We start from the raw sequence: 14,487 nt of genomic DNA, 5'->3' as shown, positions 1-14,487 counted from the left end.
TTCCCCTTCAGTTATCAGCTCAGCCTTTGGCAGTCGGGCCTGGTGAACGTTAACCCTCCGGCCGCAGGATCAATACCGCCAACGGCGGCAAGTTGAGCTCCAGCGACAGGGCCTGGCCATGGCTGGGCACTTCTTCGGTGGAGGCCCCGCCGCCATTGCCATAGTTGGAGCCGGCATAGGTGTCGGCATCGCTGTTGAGCAATTCGACCCAGCGCCCGCCGAACGGCACGCCGACCCGGTAGGCCTCGCGCGGCACCGGTGTGAAGTTGGCGACCACCAGCACCGGCCGGCCCTCCTTGCTCCAGCGCAGCCAGGCGTAGACGCTGTTGAGCGCATCGTCACCAATCAACCACTGGAAACCCTGGGGCGCATCATCCTGGTCGTGCAGCGCCGGTTCTTCGCGATACAGCCGGTTCAGGTCGCTCACCAGTTTCTGCACGCCACGGTGCTCAGGGTATTGCAGCAGATACCAGTCCAATTGCTGGTCGTGGTTCCACTCGCGCCATTGGCCGAACTCACAGCCCATGAACAACAGCTTCTTGCCGGGATGGCCCCACATGAAGCTGAGGTAGGCCCTCAGGTTGGCGAATTTCTGCCAACGGTCACCGGGCATCTTGTCGATCAGCGAGCGTTTGCCATGAACCACTTCGTCATGGGAAATCGGCAGGACGAAGCGCTCGGACCAGGCATACACCAGGCCGAAACTCAGTTCGTTGTGGTGATGAGCGCGGTACACCGGGTCTTGCTGGATGTAGTGCAGCGAATCGTGCATCCAGCCCATGTTCCACTTGTAGGCAAAACCCAGGCCGCCCTGCTGGGTGCTCTGGCTGACACCCGGCCACGCCGTGGATTCTTCGGCAATAACCAGCGCACCGGGGGTTTCCAGCGCCACCACATCGTTGAGGTGCCGCAGGAAATCGATGGCTTCGAGGTTTTCCCGTCCGCCGTGGCGGTTGGGTACCCACTCGCCGGCCTTGCGCGAATAGTCGCGGTACAACATCGAGGCCACGGCATCCACCCGCAGGCCATCGACGTGGAAATGCTTGAGCCAGTGCAGCGCCGACGCCAGCATGAAGCCGTGCACTTCGGTGCGGCCCAGGTTGTAGATCAGCGTGTCCCAATCCTGGTGGAAGCCTTCCAGCGGATTGCCGTATTCGTACAGCGCAGTACCGTCGAACTGGGCCAGGCCGTGGGTGTCGGTGGGAAAATGCGCCGGCACCCAGTCGAGGATGACGCCGATATTGGCCTGGTGGCAGGCGTTGACGAACGCCGCGAAATCGTCCGGCGAGCCGAAGCGTGCCGTCGGCGCGAATTGCGACAGCGGCTGATAGCCCCAGGAGCCGCCGAACGGGTGCTCCATGATCGGCATCAGCTCGATGTGGGTGAAGCCCAGGTCCTTGACATACGGGATCAGCCGCTCGGCCATTTCATGCCAGTTGTATTGCCGGGCCACCTCTCCCGCCTCGTCGATTTCGCACTGCCAGGAGCCGGCGTGCAATTCGTAGATCGACAGCGGCGCACCCGGGAGCTGGCGCTCGCGACGGTGCTGCATCCACTCGTCGTCCTGCCACTCGATCTTCAGGGGCGAGGCGACTCTCGACGCCGTGTCTGGCGGCATCTGCGTGGCCAGGGCCACTGGGTCGGCCTTGAGCGGCAGGATGCCGTGGGCACCGAGGATTTCATACTTGTAACCTTCACCGGCACCCAGCCTGGGGACGAATATCTCCCACACGCCGGACGGATAACGGATGCGCATCGGATGCCGACGCCCGTCCCAGACGTTGAAATCCCCGACCACCGAAACGCGCCGGGCGTTCGGCGCCCAGACCGCGAACCGCACGCCGTCGATGCCATCGACGGTGGTCAGCTGCGCGCCGAGGCAGGAACTGAGATCGCGGTGATTGCCCTCGCCAAACAGGTAAAGGTCCATCTCCCCCAGCAACGGACCGAAGCTGTAGGGGTCTTCGGCTACCTGCTCGCCGCCGGCCCAACGGGTGCGCAGCAAGTACGCCTGGGCGCGGTCGAAATGGCCGACGAACAGCCCCGGGGTTGCAGTGGGTTGCAGCTCCCCCAGCTCTTCGCCGCCATCGCGGGCCAGCACATGCACGCTCAGGGCACCGGGCAGATACGCGCGAATGAATTGGCCGCCGGCGTCGTCGCCATGAGGCCCCAGGATGGAAAACGGGTCGTGGTGTTCGGCGCGCACCAGCGCGTCGATGTCATGGGGCGCCGGCAGCAACGACTCTTTGGCCTGCCCCTGTGGTTCTTTGTTCGAGACACTCATGATTCTCTCCACTAAATCGGTCCGGCTACGTCGGAAAAGGGTTGCAGCCCACTCAATAACCCGACCAGACCGTGCAACGGCACGGGCAGCCAGGTGGGGCGATTCTCGGCTTCATAGGCCACTTCATAGGCCGCCTTCTCCAGGCCGAACAACGCCAGTGCGGCGTCTTCGCCTTCAGCATCCTTCCACTCATGGGCAAGACTAGCTGCCGCCAGCCGATATGCCTCGACAAATGCCTGGCGAGCCTCTTTCAGATAACGATCGGCGACTCGTTGCCGCGCCGCATCGGCATCGGCCGTGCTGTCGACGGTGTGCAAGTGAATCGCCATGGCCGCTGCATAATCGAAAGAACGCAACACGCCACTGACATCCTTGTACGGGCTGTGCTTGCCCCGTCGTTCATGCAATGGTCGCGCCGGCTCACCTTCGAAGTCGATCAGGTAGGCGTCGCCCTTGATCACCAGCACCTGCCCCAGGTGCAGGTCGCCATGGACGCGAATGCGCAAGCCTCCTTCAGCCTTGCTGGCCAGTGCCTGGACATGGGCCAGGACGGTTTTCTTGTGCTCCAGCAAGCGTGCGACCATGGCCTGGTCCGCGGGGTTCAACTGGCCCTGGTTCTGCTTGAGCAGGCGCAAGGCGTTTTCCACTTGGGCGACCACGTCCTTGCCGATGGCCTGGGCTTGCTTGGCGTTGGTAGCCTGCGGCGCGAAGTCCGGGTCGTCGGTAGCCTGGGCCAATACCTGGTGCATTTCCCCCAGGCGCTGGCCGAGCATGCCGGCGAAATCCTTCAGTTCGCCCAGGGCGTTGTAATGTTGCTCCTGCTCGGACACCGCGTCCGCCAGCTCATCGCGCAGGGCGCGTTCGAGGTTGTTCTGGGTCCATTCCCAGGCATCGCCCTGATTGCTCAAGTAGCCCTGGGCGATCATCAGCAGCGCATCTTCACCCTGGGCGTCGCGGCGAACCACCGAACCCAGCAGCGGTGAAATATTGCTGAAACCGGCAGCGGTCAGGTAGGCGCTCATTTCCAGTTCCGGGTGCACGCCCGAGGCGACCTTGCGAATCAGCTTGAGCACCAGGCTGCTGCCCACCACCACCGAACTGTTGGACTGTTCGGCGGACAGGTAACGCACCTCCGGCTCATCGCCCAGGTTCAGCGCGGCCAGGCCTTCGGTGGGTTCGAAGCGCAACTCACCTTCGGCGAACGGCAGCACCGTGGCGGCCTGCATGCTGTGCAGCACGGCGCGCACGAAGCTTTCCAGGCTGAATGCATCGGTGATCAAGCCCACCTGACGCACCCGACGTACCCGTGACAACGCCAGTTGCTGCGGTAACGCCGCACCCACCTGGTCTTCGGCGAGCAGGCCGAACGGCAGCTGATAACGCAGGGTCTGGCCGCCACTGGTGACATCGATTTCACTGAGCAGCACCGGGTGCTGCGGGTCACCAAAACGCACGCCATAGACAATCTCGACCTTCTCGATCGCGCTGTCCTTGCCGGCGAACCAGCGCCGGTTCTGCAACCAGCTCGGCAGGATGGTTTGCTCCAGCGTGGTGCGCGATGGCGCTTCGAGCAATTCTTCCAGGCGTTTTTTCAGCACCAGGGTGGTGAAGTCCGGCAAGCTCTGGGCCGGTTCCACGTGCCAGCTCGGCATCTGGTTCTCGGTTGCCAGGGCGAACCAATAGAAGCCATACGGCGCCAGGGTCAGCAGGAAGTTCAACTGGCCGATGGGTGGGAAAGCGTTGCCGCCGAGCATCTCCACCGGGACCATACCGGCGTAGGTCGACAGATCCAGTTCGGCGGCCTGGGCGCTGCGGGACACGTTGGCCACGCAGAGGATGATTTCGTGCTTGCCGTCGGGCCCGGTGTATTCGCGGGTATAGGCCAGGATCCGGCGGTTGCTCGGCGAGAGCATCTTCAACGTGCCACGGCCAAAGGCCTTGGATTGCTTGCGCACCGCCAGCATGCGTCGGGTCCAGTTGAGCAGCGAGTGCGGGTCACCGGCCTGGGTTTCGACGTTGACCGACTGGTAGCCGTACTGCGGGTCCATGATCGGCGGCAGCACCAGGCTGGCCGGGTCGGCACGGGAGAAACCGCCGTTGCGGTCGATGGACCACTGCATCGGCGTACGCACGCCATCACGGTCGCCCAGGTAGATGTTGTCGCCCATGCCGATTTCATCGCCGTAGTACAGCGTCGGCGTGCCAGGCATCGACAGCAGCAGGCTGTTGAGCAACTCGACGCGACGACGGTCGCGCTCCACCAACGGCGCCAGGCGCCGACGAATGCCCAGGTTGATACGCGCCCGACGGTCGGCGGCGTAGTAGTTCCACAGGTAGTCACGCTCCTTGTCGGTGACCATCTCCAGGGTCAACTCATCGTGGTTGCGCAGGAAAATCGCCCACTGGCAATTGGCGGGGATCTCCGGGGTCTGGCGCAGGATGTCGGTGATAGGGAAGCGATCTTCCTGGGCCAGCGCCATGTACATGCGCGGCATCAGCGGGAAGTGGAAGGCCATGTGGCATTCGTCACCGTTCATCCCTTGGGCGTCGACATCGCCGAAGTACAACTGGGTGTCTTCCGGCCACTGGTTGGCTTCGGCCAGCAACATGCGGTCGGGGTAGTTGGCGTCGATCTCGGCGCGGATCAGCTTCAGGACGTCATGGGTCTCGGGCAGGTTTTCGTTGTTGGTGCCGTCGCGCTCGATCAGGTACGGGATGGCGTCCAGGCGCAGGCCGTCAATACCCATGTCCAGCCAGTAGCGCATCACCGACAACACGGCCTTGATGACCTGCGGGTTATCGAAGTTGAGGTCGGGCTGGTGGGAGTAGAAGCGGTGCCAGAAGTATTGGCCCGCCACCGGGTCCCAGGTCCAGTTGGACTTCTCGGTGTCGAGGAAAATGATCCGCGTGCCGTCGTACTTGTGGTCGTCATCGGACCAGACGTAGAAGTCCCGCGCCTTCGAACCCGGCTTGGCCTTGCGTGCGCGCTGGAACCAGGGGTGCTGGTCCGAGGTGTGGTTGATGACCAGCTCGGTGATTACCCGCAGGTTGCGCTTGTGGGCTTCGGCAATGAACCGTCGCGCATCGGCCATGGTGCCGTAGTCGGCGCTGACACCGCGGTATTCGGCAATGTCATAACCGTCGTCGCGCCTGGGTGAAGGATAGAACGGCAGCAGCCAGATGGTGTTGACGCCCAGGTCGGCGATGTAGTCGAGCTTTTCGATCAGGCCGGGAAAGTCACCGATCCCGTCGTTATTGGAGTCGAAATAGGATTTTACGTGGACCTGGTAAATCACCGCGTCCTTGTACCAGAGCGGATCTTTGATGAAGGTGGCAGACCGGGGTTTCTTCGCCATTTGCAACTCCTGATGAATTCAATAAAGCCGCGGGATACAGGCTTGTGAGGTCTTTTTGTGGCGGAGGGCCTTATCCCCCTGTAGGAGCTGGCGAAGCCTGCGATCTTTTGAGCTTTTGATCTTTCGCTTGAGATTCAAGTGGCTGGGGAAAGATCGCAGCCTCGCTGCACTCGACAGCTCCTACACAGCTCCTACACAGCTCCTAAGCAGCGCCTGTGGGAGTGCGCATCACACCACGCTGATCCGCCAAATCCCGAACGGCTGGTACGCCGGGTCAATCCGCATGAACTGGTGCTTGCCGTACCAGGTCCAGCGATGTCCGTTCATCAGATCCTCGCCCTGGGTCTGGGCGTCGTCGGGCAGGCCCATCTCCCAGAGCGGCAACTCAAAACTGGCTTCCTGCGGGTTGCGCGGATCAAGGCTCACCGCCACCAGGATGAAATTGCTGCCGTCGGCGGTGCGCTTGCCGAAATAGAGAATGTTGTCGTTCCAGGCGTTGTAGATTTTCAGGCCCAGGTGGGTTTGCAGCGCCGGGTTCTGCCGGCGGATGCGGTTGAGCTGGGCGATCTCGGCAATGATGTTGCCCGGCGCGGTGAAGTCCCGGGGGCGGATCTCGTATTTCTCCGAATCGAGGTATTCCTCCTTGCCCGGCACCGGTGCCGACTCACACAGCTCGAAGCCCGAATACATGCCCCACAGGCCCGAGCCCATGGTTGCCAGGGCCGCGCGGATCAAAAAACCGGCGCGCCCCGACTCATGGAGAAAGGCCGGGTTGATGTCTGGCGTGTTGACGAAAAAATTCGGCCGGTAACATTCACGCCACGGCGATTCATTGAGCTCACTGAAGTAGGTCGCCAGCTCAGCCTTGGTGTTGCGCCAGGTGAAATAGGTGTAGCTCTGGGAGTAACCGACCTTGCCCAGCCGCGCCATCATGGCCGGCGTGGTGAACGCTTCAGCCAGGAAGATCACTTCAGGGTACTGGGCCCGCACATCGGCGATCAGCCATTGCCAGAACGGCAGCGGCTTGGTGTGAGGGTTGTCGACGCGGAATATCTTCACGCCTTCCTTGACCCAGCCCACCACGATGTCCCGCAGCTCCACCCACAGGCTGGGAATCGCATCGGCCGCGTAGAAATCAACGTTGACGATGTCCTGGTATTTCTTCGGCGGGTTTTCCGCATATTTGATCGTGCCGTCCGGCCGCCAGCTGAACCAGCCCGGGTGCTGCTTGAGCCAGGGGTGGTCCTGGGAACACTGGATCGCGAAGTCCAGGGCGATCTCCAGGCCGTGGTCAGCGGCCGCCGCCACCAGGCGCCGGAAGTCCTCGCGGCTACCCAATTGCGGGTGAATGGCCTCGTGCCCACCCTCCTCGCTGCCAATGGCATACGGGCTGCCCGGATCGTCGGGACCGGCGGTGAGGGAGTTGTTCGGGCCTTTGCGGAAACTGCGACCGATGGGATGGATCGGCGGGAAGTACAGCACGTCGAAGCCCATGTCCTGGATCATCGCCAGGCGCGAATGCACGTCGTTGAAAGTGCCGTGGCGCTGGGGGTCGTCGGTGATCGAGCGGGGAAACAGCTCGTACCAGCTGGCAAACTCCGACAGCTGGCGCTCCACATCCAGCGGATACTCGGGGCTGATGCTCAAGTATGGGCGATGATCGGCCCGGGACATCAGATCGGCACTGCGCGGCGCCAGGAACAGCGCCACCTGCTCGGTCGGCAACAGACCGGAGAGCTCATGGTGCAAGGCCGCCAGTTGCTCGCTCAGGTCACCGGTGCTGCGCTCGACGGCCATTTGCACTTGGTTGCGCCCTTCTTGCAACTCCAGGCTGATCGGCACCCCTGCAGCGAATTTCTTTTCCAGCTCGTAGCGAAAACTGGCGAACTGGTCGATCCAGGCCTCGATACAAAACACATAGCGGCCTTGTTCCGGCACGTTGAACTGGCCGTGCCAGCCGTTGTTGCCCAGGTCACTCATGACCTCGCTGTTCCACACTTCATCCTGCAGCGCACGCCAGCGAATGCGCACGGCCAGCTTGTCATGACCATCGGCGAAGACTTTGCTGGTCACCGTCACGTCCTGCCCAGCTACGGCCTTGGCGGCGAATTGCCCGCCGTCGATCACCGGCATGGTGTTTTCAATAGCAATACGCGGCAACAGCAAGGCTTGAGACAGTGGCAAATGCGGGTTGTAGGCCAGTTCAGTCGGGTGTTCGGCAGTCATCGAGCATCGCTCCTTTTACGCCCCATGGACGCGCTTGTGGCGGTAAAGGCCCAACGGGTCCCTGAAAAAACTCACTTAAACTCCGAACCGAATCAACGGCTAAAAGTTCAGAGGTATTTACCCCGATGCATCCGGGGATCAAAGCCGGTGCAAGGTGGTCAACAACAATAAGCACGACTCAAGCCATGTGCGTCACGGAGACCCGTCCTGATGAATATTCCCATCCCGGCCGAAACACCCGATCCGAACATCGACGACCCCACCTTGCCCCCGCCCGGCCCTGATCCCGAGCCTATTCCAGAGAAAGACCCGCCGCTGGACCCACAACCGCCGCTGGGTGACCCGCCGAGCGAGGCGCCGCCGGAGCGGGTTTGAGTCAACGATTTGGAGCTAATCCCTGTGGGAGCGAGCTTGCTCGCGATAGCGGACTGTCAATCAGCATAGTGGCTGGCTGATCCTCCGCTATCGCGAGCAAGCTCGCTCCCACAAGTCTAATGTTCAAGTCTTATACCCAGGCTATGGCTTGCCGCCCTTCTCCAGCGCCCGGACGATCACCGGCATCACACTGAAGATCGCCAGCGCCAGCACTGTACTGAGCACCGCCGTCGCCTCTCGCCCCAACCCGGCGGCGACGCCAATGGCGGCGGTCATCCAGAGGCCCGCAGCGGTGGTCAGGCCCTTGACGTGACCTTCGTCGCCGTCGGTGTTTTTCAGGATGGTGCCAGCGCCGAGAAAACCGATGCCGGCGACCACGCCTTGTATCACCCGGCTCATCGCGTCGGCCTGGGACCCGGACATCTGTGGCACCAAGACGAACAGCGCCGCCCCCAGGGCCACAAGCATGTGGGTTCGCACGCCGGCAGCCTTGCCCTTGTGTTCGCGCTCGAAACCCAGGATGCCGCCCAGCAGCGCGGCCATGAGCAGGCGCACCGCGACCCGGGTCATCTGCTGGGCATCGGTGATGTCGGCGAATTCCGCCTGCAGGGTTACCCAGACTTCATGCCACCAGGCGTCCATGGACCGTCCTCTTTTTCATTCGATAAACGATGGACCGCAGGCGGCGCCAGAGGTGCGCCCGACCGCTGATCAGCCGCCACGAACCCTGGCTTGGCCGCGAGACCTAATGCTCAGGACACTCAGAAAGGAGCGACGCCATGCTTAAAGAAATCGACAACGACAAGACCTGCCATTTCGAAACCGCCGCTGGAGAGAAATTACGCCCCGCCAGCGAACTGGTCGTTATCACCGACCCGGACAAAGCCATGTCGGCCGTGGAGATCAATGGCGACCTGGTCTACCTCACTGAAGCCGAAGTGGATGCCTTGACCGTGGCCGGCGCAGTCGACGGGCGCAAGCACCTCAAGGCCACGGACAGCGGCTCGGCGATCTGAACCCCCTGGACCTTTGCGACAAGTTCAATCCGTGGGAGCAAAGCTTGCTCGCGATGCAAACAACACGGTACCTCCTGAACCGAGGTGCCTGTATCGCGAGCAAGCTTTGCTCCCACAGATCCCTTTGCCACAGGGATTGTTCGTTCGTCCGTGGGTGCATCAAAGTGTCGCAGCGCCTGGGTTTCGCGGCATCTGATCCGGTTTTTATCGAAACACCTGAGTCTGTTATGCAAACAGTTCCATGGTCATAGTGCGCCGGCCAGATAGAGGCTGATGAGCGACCGACCATGAGCGATAGAATCCCCGTCCAGTTGATACAGACGTTCGAACCTGCGCCAACGAAGATAAAGGCCAGGAGCACCGACAACCTGATCCACACCCGCAGTTTCACCGGTTTGTTTCGTACCCTGCGCATCAGCGGTGCGGGGGTTCTGTTCCTGCTGTTCTTCGGCACGGTATGGTTGAACTGGGGCGGCCGCCAGGCGGTGCTCTGGGACCTTTCCGAAAGCAAATTCCACATCTTTGGCGCGACCTTCTGGCCCCAGGATTTCATCCTGCTGTCGGCCTTGCTGATCATTGCCGCCTTCGGCCTGTTTGCGATCACCGTGTTTGCCGGTCGCGTGTGGTGCGGCTACACCTGCCCGCAGAGTTCCTGGACCTGGATCTTCATGTGGTGCGAGAAAATCACCGAAGGCGAACGCAACCAGCGGATCAAGCTGCAGGCCGCGCCCTGGGGCCTGAACAAACTCTTGCGCCGCTCAGCCAAGCACACGCTGTGGCTGGCCATCAGCCTGCTCACCGGCCTGACGTTCGTGGGGTACTTCACGCCGATCCGCCCCCTGGCCGAAGAACTGCTGACCCTGCAAATGGCCGGCGTGAGCCTGTTCTGGGTGCTTTTCTTTACCGCAGCCACCTACCTCAACGCCGGCTGGCTGCGTGAAGCGGTGTGCATGCATATGTGCCCCTATGCACGCTTTCAGAGCGTGATGTTCGACAAGGACACGCTGACTATTTCCTACGATGCGGCCCGTGGTGAAATCCGCGGCCCACGCAAACGCGAGGCAAACCCGGCCAATATTGGCCTGGGCGACTGCATCGACTGCCAGATGTGCGTGCAGGTCTGCCCCACCGGCATCGACATCCGCGACGGCCTGCAGATGGAATGCATCGGCTGCGCGGCCTGCATCGATGCCTGCGATTCGATCATGGACAAGATGGGCTACGCCCGCGGCCTGATCAAATACACCTCCGAACATCAGTTGCAGGGCGGCAAGACTCACCTGCTCAGGCCTCGGCTGATCGGCTATACCGCCGTGCTGCTGGTGATGATCGGCGCGCTGGTCGTGGCGCTGATGCAACGGCCCATGGTGTCGCTGGACGTCAGCAAGGACCGTGGCCTGTTCCGCGAAAACAGCGCAGGCCAGATCGAGAACATCTACAGCTTGAAAATCATCAACAAGACCCAACAGCGCCAGGATTATCAGCTGTCCCTGGTGGACGGCGACGGCTTCATCCTGCAAGGCAAGACCCAACTGAGCCTGGCCCCGGGTGAAATCGTCGATGTGCCGGTGTCGGTGGCGATGCTCAGCGAACGGCCTGGCAAAGGCTCCCAGGAAATGATGTTCAAGGTTGCCGACAGTGACGAGCCGGGCATCTACAGCGTGGCCAAGAGCCGTTTTGTCGCACCGATGAATCGTTGAACCCGTAAGATGCCGGGCACCTGTGAGGGCAAGCCTGTGGGAGCAAAGCTTGCTCGCGATACAGGCGACACAAATCAACAGTGAGGTCGCGTCATCGTTCTTCGCGAGCAAGCTTTGCTCCCACAAACTCGCTCCCACAGTCAGTTCACAAATTCACTGGGCCCCACCATGAAACGCTACGAAAAATTTGCCGACGACATCGCTGAACTGATCCGCTCGGGCATGCTGGGGCCAGGTCAGCGCGTGCCGTCGGTGCGCTACGCCAGCCAGACCTACGGTGTCAGCCCATCCACCGTGTTCCAGGCCTATTACCTGCTGGAACGACGCGGCATGATCCGGGCCCGGCCGCGCTCCGGCTACTTCGTCAACACCCATGCGCCGAGCCCGTTTTCGGAGCCTGCGATCAGCAGCCAGGTGCACGAGTCCACCGAAGTCGACGTCAGTGAACTGGTATTTTCGGTCCTCGACTCGATCAAGGACCCGGCCACCGTACCGTTCGGCTCGGCATTCCCCAGCCCGATGCTGTTCCCACTGCAACGGCTGTCCCGTTCGCTGTCCAGCGCAACACGGGACATGGACCCGCGAATGGTGGTCACGGACATGTCGCCGGGCAATCCACACTTGCGCCGACAGATCGCCCTGCGCTACATGGTCGGCGGGTTGATGCTGCCCATGGAGGAACTGCTGGTCACCAACGGCGCCCTGGAAGCCTTGAACCTGTGCCTGCAAGCCGTGACCGAGCCCGGCGACCTGGTGGCGATCGAAGCGCCAGCGTTCTACGCCAGCCTGCAAGTGTTGGAGCGCCTGAAGCTCAAGGCCGTGGAAATTCCCGTCCACCCCCGCGATGGCATCGACCTGGACGTGCTGGCGCAGACACTGGAGCGCCATCCGATCAAGGCCTGCTGGTGCATGACCAGCTTCCAGAACCCCATGGGCGCGACCATGCCCGAGGAGCGCAAACAGGCGCTGGTAGAGCTGCTGCGTCGCCATCAGGTGCCGCTGATCGAGGACGACGTGTACGCCGAACTCTATTACGGCCAACAGGCACCCAAGCCCGCCAAGGCGTTCGACACCGAAGGGCTGGTGATGCATTGCGGTTCGTTCGCCAAGAGCCTGGCACCGGGTTATCGCATCGGCTGGGTCGCCGCCGGGCGCTACGCGCAGAAGATCGAACGGCTCAAGCTCATGACCTCGTTGTGCGCCTCGATGCCGGCCCAGGCCGCCATCGCCGACTACCTGCAACACGGCGGCTACGACCGTCACCTGCGCAAACTGCGCTATGCCCTGGAGGAACAGCAAAGCGCGATGCTCGCCGCCATCGCCCGCTACTTCCCCGCCCAGACCCGGGTCAGCCAGCCGGCGGGGGGCTACTTCCTGTGGCTGGAGCTGCCGGAGCAGATGGATTCGCTGAAACTGTTCCAGATGGCCCTGGCCCAGGGCATCAGCATCGCGCCGGGCCCGATCTTTTCACCGACCCGGCGGTTCAGGAATTGCATCCGCTTGAACTATGGCAGCCCGTGGACCGAGGCCTCGGAAAAGGCCATGGAGACGTTGGGGCGGATTATTCGGTCGTTTTGAATTTGGGTTGTCTGTCAGACCGCCATCGCGAGCAAGCTCGCTCCCACAGTGGATTTGCGGTGAGATAAATAGCTCAGCTACTCAGCAGATCTCCTGTGGGAGCGAGCTTGCTCGCGATGGCGCCAGAAAAGACACCCCAGGACTCAGCGCCCACCCCCCAGATCCACAAACGTCCCGGTCGCATACGAAGCCTTGTCCGACAGCAGCCAGATAATCGCTTCGGCCACCTCATCCGGACGCCCGCCCCGAGCCATGGGGATCGCTGATTCCAGCTTGCTGACCCGGTCCGGGTCGCCACTCAGGGCATGGAAATCGGTATAGATGTAGCCGGGCCGCACCGCGTTGACGCGAATGCCTTCGCCGGCCACTTCCTTGGACAGGCCGATGGTGAAGGTGTCCAGCGCGCCCTTGGAGGCCGCGTAATCGACGTACTCCCCCGGTGCGCCCAAGCGCGCGGCCACCGACGAGACGTTGACGATGCTGCCACCCTGCCCGCCGTGCCTGGGCGACATGCGCAGCACCGCGTGCTTGGCGCAAAGAATCGGCCCTAGCACGTTAGTCTTCATGATCTTGAGAATGCGGAATTCGGACATTTCATCGAGCCGGGATTTCTGCGCGACCGTGCCGGCGTTGTTCACCAGGGCGGTGACACGGCCAAGCTCGGCGTCCACCCGGTCGAACAGGCCGATCACTTCGTCTTCGATGCTCACGTCGGCCCGCACGGCAATCGCCTGCGCGCCCTTGGCCCGGACCTGTTCGAGCACATCCTGCGCGGCATTTTCGTCGGACTGGTAATTGATGCAGATCCGATAACCCAGCTCGGCAGCCAACAGCGCGGTGGCCGCCCCGATTCCGCGGCCGCCACCGGTAATGACGATGACTTTATCCACGTTTGCTTCCCCCATTCCACGGATAGACGTGCGCTGCCAAGAATAGCGTTCACGTCACGCTTTGCACAAACCGCTGCGCTTACCGGGCCAGGGCGCGCAGATCCAGGCGTCCGTCCAACAGCGGCGGGCACCAGTAATAGCCGCCGGTGATTGGCCGGCTCATGCGATACAGGCCATCGGTGATACCGTCCTCCAGGCCACTCATGCGGCGCAGTTGTGCCTCGAAGGCATCGAGGGAGAAACCGAACGCCAGGAACATCAGCCCCGCACGGTCGCCTTCAATCCACGGCATGGAGCGACGGACCACGAACGCCTCCGGGGCGAAGCTTTCCTGGGCAGTGCGCTTGACGTGGGCCGACTCCGGCGCGTCGTCGAGTTCTTCGTTGTCGCTCAGGCGACGGCCCATGATGTTGTCGCGCTCATGGGGTTGCATCGCCGCGAAACCGTCCAGATCGTGCTGCCATTGCTGGATCGCGGCGAAACTGCCACCGCGCACCCCATCGGCGCCCTGGGCCAGGGCGGCGGCGATGGCAGCCTCGTCGTGAGGGTTTTCGGTGCCGTCTTCGTAGCCGGTCAGGTCATGGCCGCTCATATGGCGGAAGGTTTCGTTCATCTGCACCAGGCGCAGCGCCGGCGCCAGCGCCGCCTCGATGGCGCGACTGCGGTGCATCAGCTCGCCACGGTCTTCGCCGTGCAGCCAGCACCACAACGCGTGTTGGGTCGAGGGGTTGTCCACGCCCACGCCGGCCAAGGCAGGAAAGGCCCGCAGGCCTTCGACCTGGGCGCCCAGCGCCTGGACCAGCGATTCACCAAAGCCGACCACGGCCCGCCCATCGACCAGCAACAGGAGTTTGTCTATCGCAGCCGGCAATGCCTCGACCGATTCCAGGGCAAAAAACAAATGACGGGCCTGAGGCGGAACAGGGGTGGCGAGAATGCCGGGCTGGTAGTAACTCATGTGAACTCCTTTAGAAAGAGTCCCGAGTTTACCCGGCGGCTGCCGCTTTGTGTGGTTTGGCTTGAGGTCCGATCGCGTCGGGCAACCGGGCCGTTTTGTGGGAA

At 62.4% G+C, this 14,487-nt stretch carries 10 protein-coding genes; 4 read left to right on the top strand and 6 right to left on the bottom strand.

The genetic code is table 11. The features are described from left to right. Positions 1-49 precede the first annotated feature (49 nt). The 3 genes from glgB to LOY50_RS10500 form a co-directional block, all read right to left on the bottom strand. Positions 50-2,284 (bottom strand): 1,4-alpha-glucan branching protein GlgB, encoded by a 2,235-nt coding sequence (gene glgB / locus LOY50_RS10510; protein ID WP_018611388.1) that lies wholly within the window; start codon positions 2,282-2,284, stop codon positions 50-52. A gap of 11 nt (positions 2,285-2,295) precedes the next feature. Continuing rightward, positions 2,296-5,640: a maltose alpha-D-glucosyltransferase gene (gene treS, locus LOY50_RS10505; protein WP_258690797.1), complete on the bottom strand. Its 3,345-nt coding sequence runs from the start codon at positions 5,638-5,640 to the stop codon at positions 2,296-2,298. Positions 5,641-5,868: 228 nt separating this feature from the next. Next, the gene (locus tag LOY50_RS10500) at positions 5,869-7,866 is read right to left on the bottom strand and encodes an alpha-1,4-glucan--maltose-1-phosphate maltosyltransferase (protein ID WP_258690796.1); all 1,998 of its coding nucleotides are present in this window, start codon (positions 7,864-7,866) and stop codon (positions 5,869-5,871) included. Between the two features lie 210 nt (positions 7,867-8,076). Here LOY50_RS10500 and LOY50_RS10495 point away from each other — a divergent pair, with 210 nt between their 5' ends. After that, on the top strand, positions 8,077-8,241 hold the full coding sequence (locus LOY50_RS10495; protein WP_013692690.1) for a hypothetical protein: 165 nt from the start codon (positions 8,077-8,079) through the stop codon (positions 8,239-8,241). Positions 8,242-8,382: 141 nt separating this feature from the next. On the opposite strand, the gene LOY50_RS10490 is transcribed toward LOY50_RS10495, so the two are convergent. After that, entirely contained in the window at positions 8,383-8,883 is a 501-nt protein-coding gene (locus tag LOY50_RS10490) for an MgtC/SapB family protein (RefSeq protein ID WP_258690795.1), read from the bottom strand. Positions 8,884-9,020: 137 nt separating this feature from the next. On the opposite strand from LOY50_RS10490, the gene LOY50_RS10485 reads away from it, so the two are divergent. The 3 genes from LOY50_RS10485 to mapR all read left to right on the top strand — a co-directional run bounded on the left by LOY50_RS10485 (position 9,021) and on the right by mapR (position 12,535). Beyond that, on the top strand, positions 9,021-9,257 hold the full coding sequence (locus tag LOY50_RS10485; protein WP_214509041.1) for a DUF3203 family protein: 237 nt from the start codon (positions 9,021-9,023) through the stop codon (positions 9,255-9,257). 287 nt (positions 9,258-9,544) lie between these two features. Next, the gene (ccoG, locus tag LOY50_RS10480) at positions 9,545-10,957 is read left to right on the top strand and encodes a cytochrome c oxidase accessory protein CcoG (protein ID WP_253473239.1); all 1,413 of its coding nucleotides are present in this window, start codon (positions 9,545-9,547) and stop codon (positions 10,955-10,957) included. A gap of 168 nt (positions 10,958-11,125) precedes the next feature. Continuing rightward, positions 11,126-12,535 (top strand): GntR family transcriptional regulator MpaR, encoded by a 1,410-nt coding sequence (gene mapR, locus LOY50_RS10475; protein ID WP_253473236.1) that lies wholly within the window; start codon positions 11,126-11,128, stop codon positions 12,533-12,535. 143 nt (positions 12,536-12,678) lie between these two features. On the opposite strand, the gene LOY50_RS10470 is transcribed toward mapR, so the two are convergent. Further along, positions 12,679-13,425, bottom strand: coding sequence for an SDR family oxidoreductase (locus LOY50_RS10470; protein WP_253473233.1), 747 nt, complete (start codon positions 13,423-13,425; stop codon positions 12,679-12,681). A 79-nt stretch (positions 13,426-13,504) separates the two neighbouring features. After that, positions 13,505-14,383 carry a Dyp-type peroxidase gene (locus LOY50_RS10465; protein ID WP_253473231.1) on the bottom strand — a complete coding sequence of 293 codons (879 nt, stop codon included), beginning with the start codon at positions 14,381-14,383 and terminating at the stop codon, positions 13,505-13,507. Positions 14,384-14,487: the final 104 nt, after the last annotated feature.

It is taken from the genome of Pseudomonas sp. B21-010, from assembly GCF_024749325.1.
Classification (GTDB): domain Bacteria; phylum Pseudomonadota; class Gammaproteobacteria; order Pseudomonadales; family Pseudomonadaceae; genus Aquipseudomonas; species Aquipseudomonas kilonensis.
Note: the sequence above shows the minus strand (reverse complement) of the source record. Positions and strands in the feature narration are given on the sequence as shown.

Excerpts from the sequence above, each read along its gene's own strand:
- glgB (WP_018611388.1), bottom strand. The coding sequence starts at position 2,284 with ATGAGTGTCTCGAACAAAGAACCACAGGGGCAGGCCAAAGAGTCGTTG.
- treS (WP_258690797.1), bottom strand. The coding sequence starts at position 5,640 with ATGGCGAAGAAACCCCGGTCTGCCACCTTCATCAAAGATCCGCTCTGG.
- LOY50_RS10500 (WP_258690796.1), bottom strand. The coding sequence starts at position 7,866 with ATGACTGCCGAACACCCGACTGAACTGGCCTACAACCCGCATTTGCCA.
- LOY50_RS10495 (WP_013692690.1), top strand. The coding sequence starts at position 8,077 with ATGAATATTCCCATCCCGGCCGAAACACCCGATCCGAACATCGACGAC.
- LOY50_RS10490 (WP_258690795.1), bottom strand. The coding sequence starts at position 8,883 with ATGGACGCCTGGTGGCATGAAGTCTGGGTAACCCTGCAGGCGGAATTC.
- LOY50_RS10485 (WP_214509041.1), top strand. The coding sequence starts at position 9,021 with ATGCTTAAAGAAATCGACAACGACAAGACCTGCCATTTCGAAACCGCC.
- ccoG (WP_253473239.1), top strand. The coding sequence starts at position 9,545 with ATGAGCGATAGAATCCCCGTCCAGTTGATACAGACGTTCGAACCTGCG.
- mapR (WP_253473236.1), top strand. The coding sequence starts at position 11,126 with ATGAAACGCTACGAAAAATTTGCCGACGACATCGCTGAACTGATCCGC.
- LOY50_RS10465 (WP_253473231.1), bottom strand. The coding sequence starts at position 14,383 with ATGAGTTACTACCAGCCCGGCATTCTCGCCACCCCTGTTCCGCCTCAG.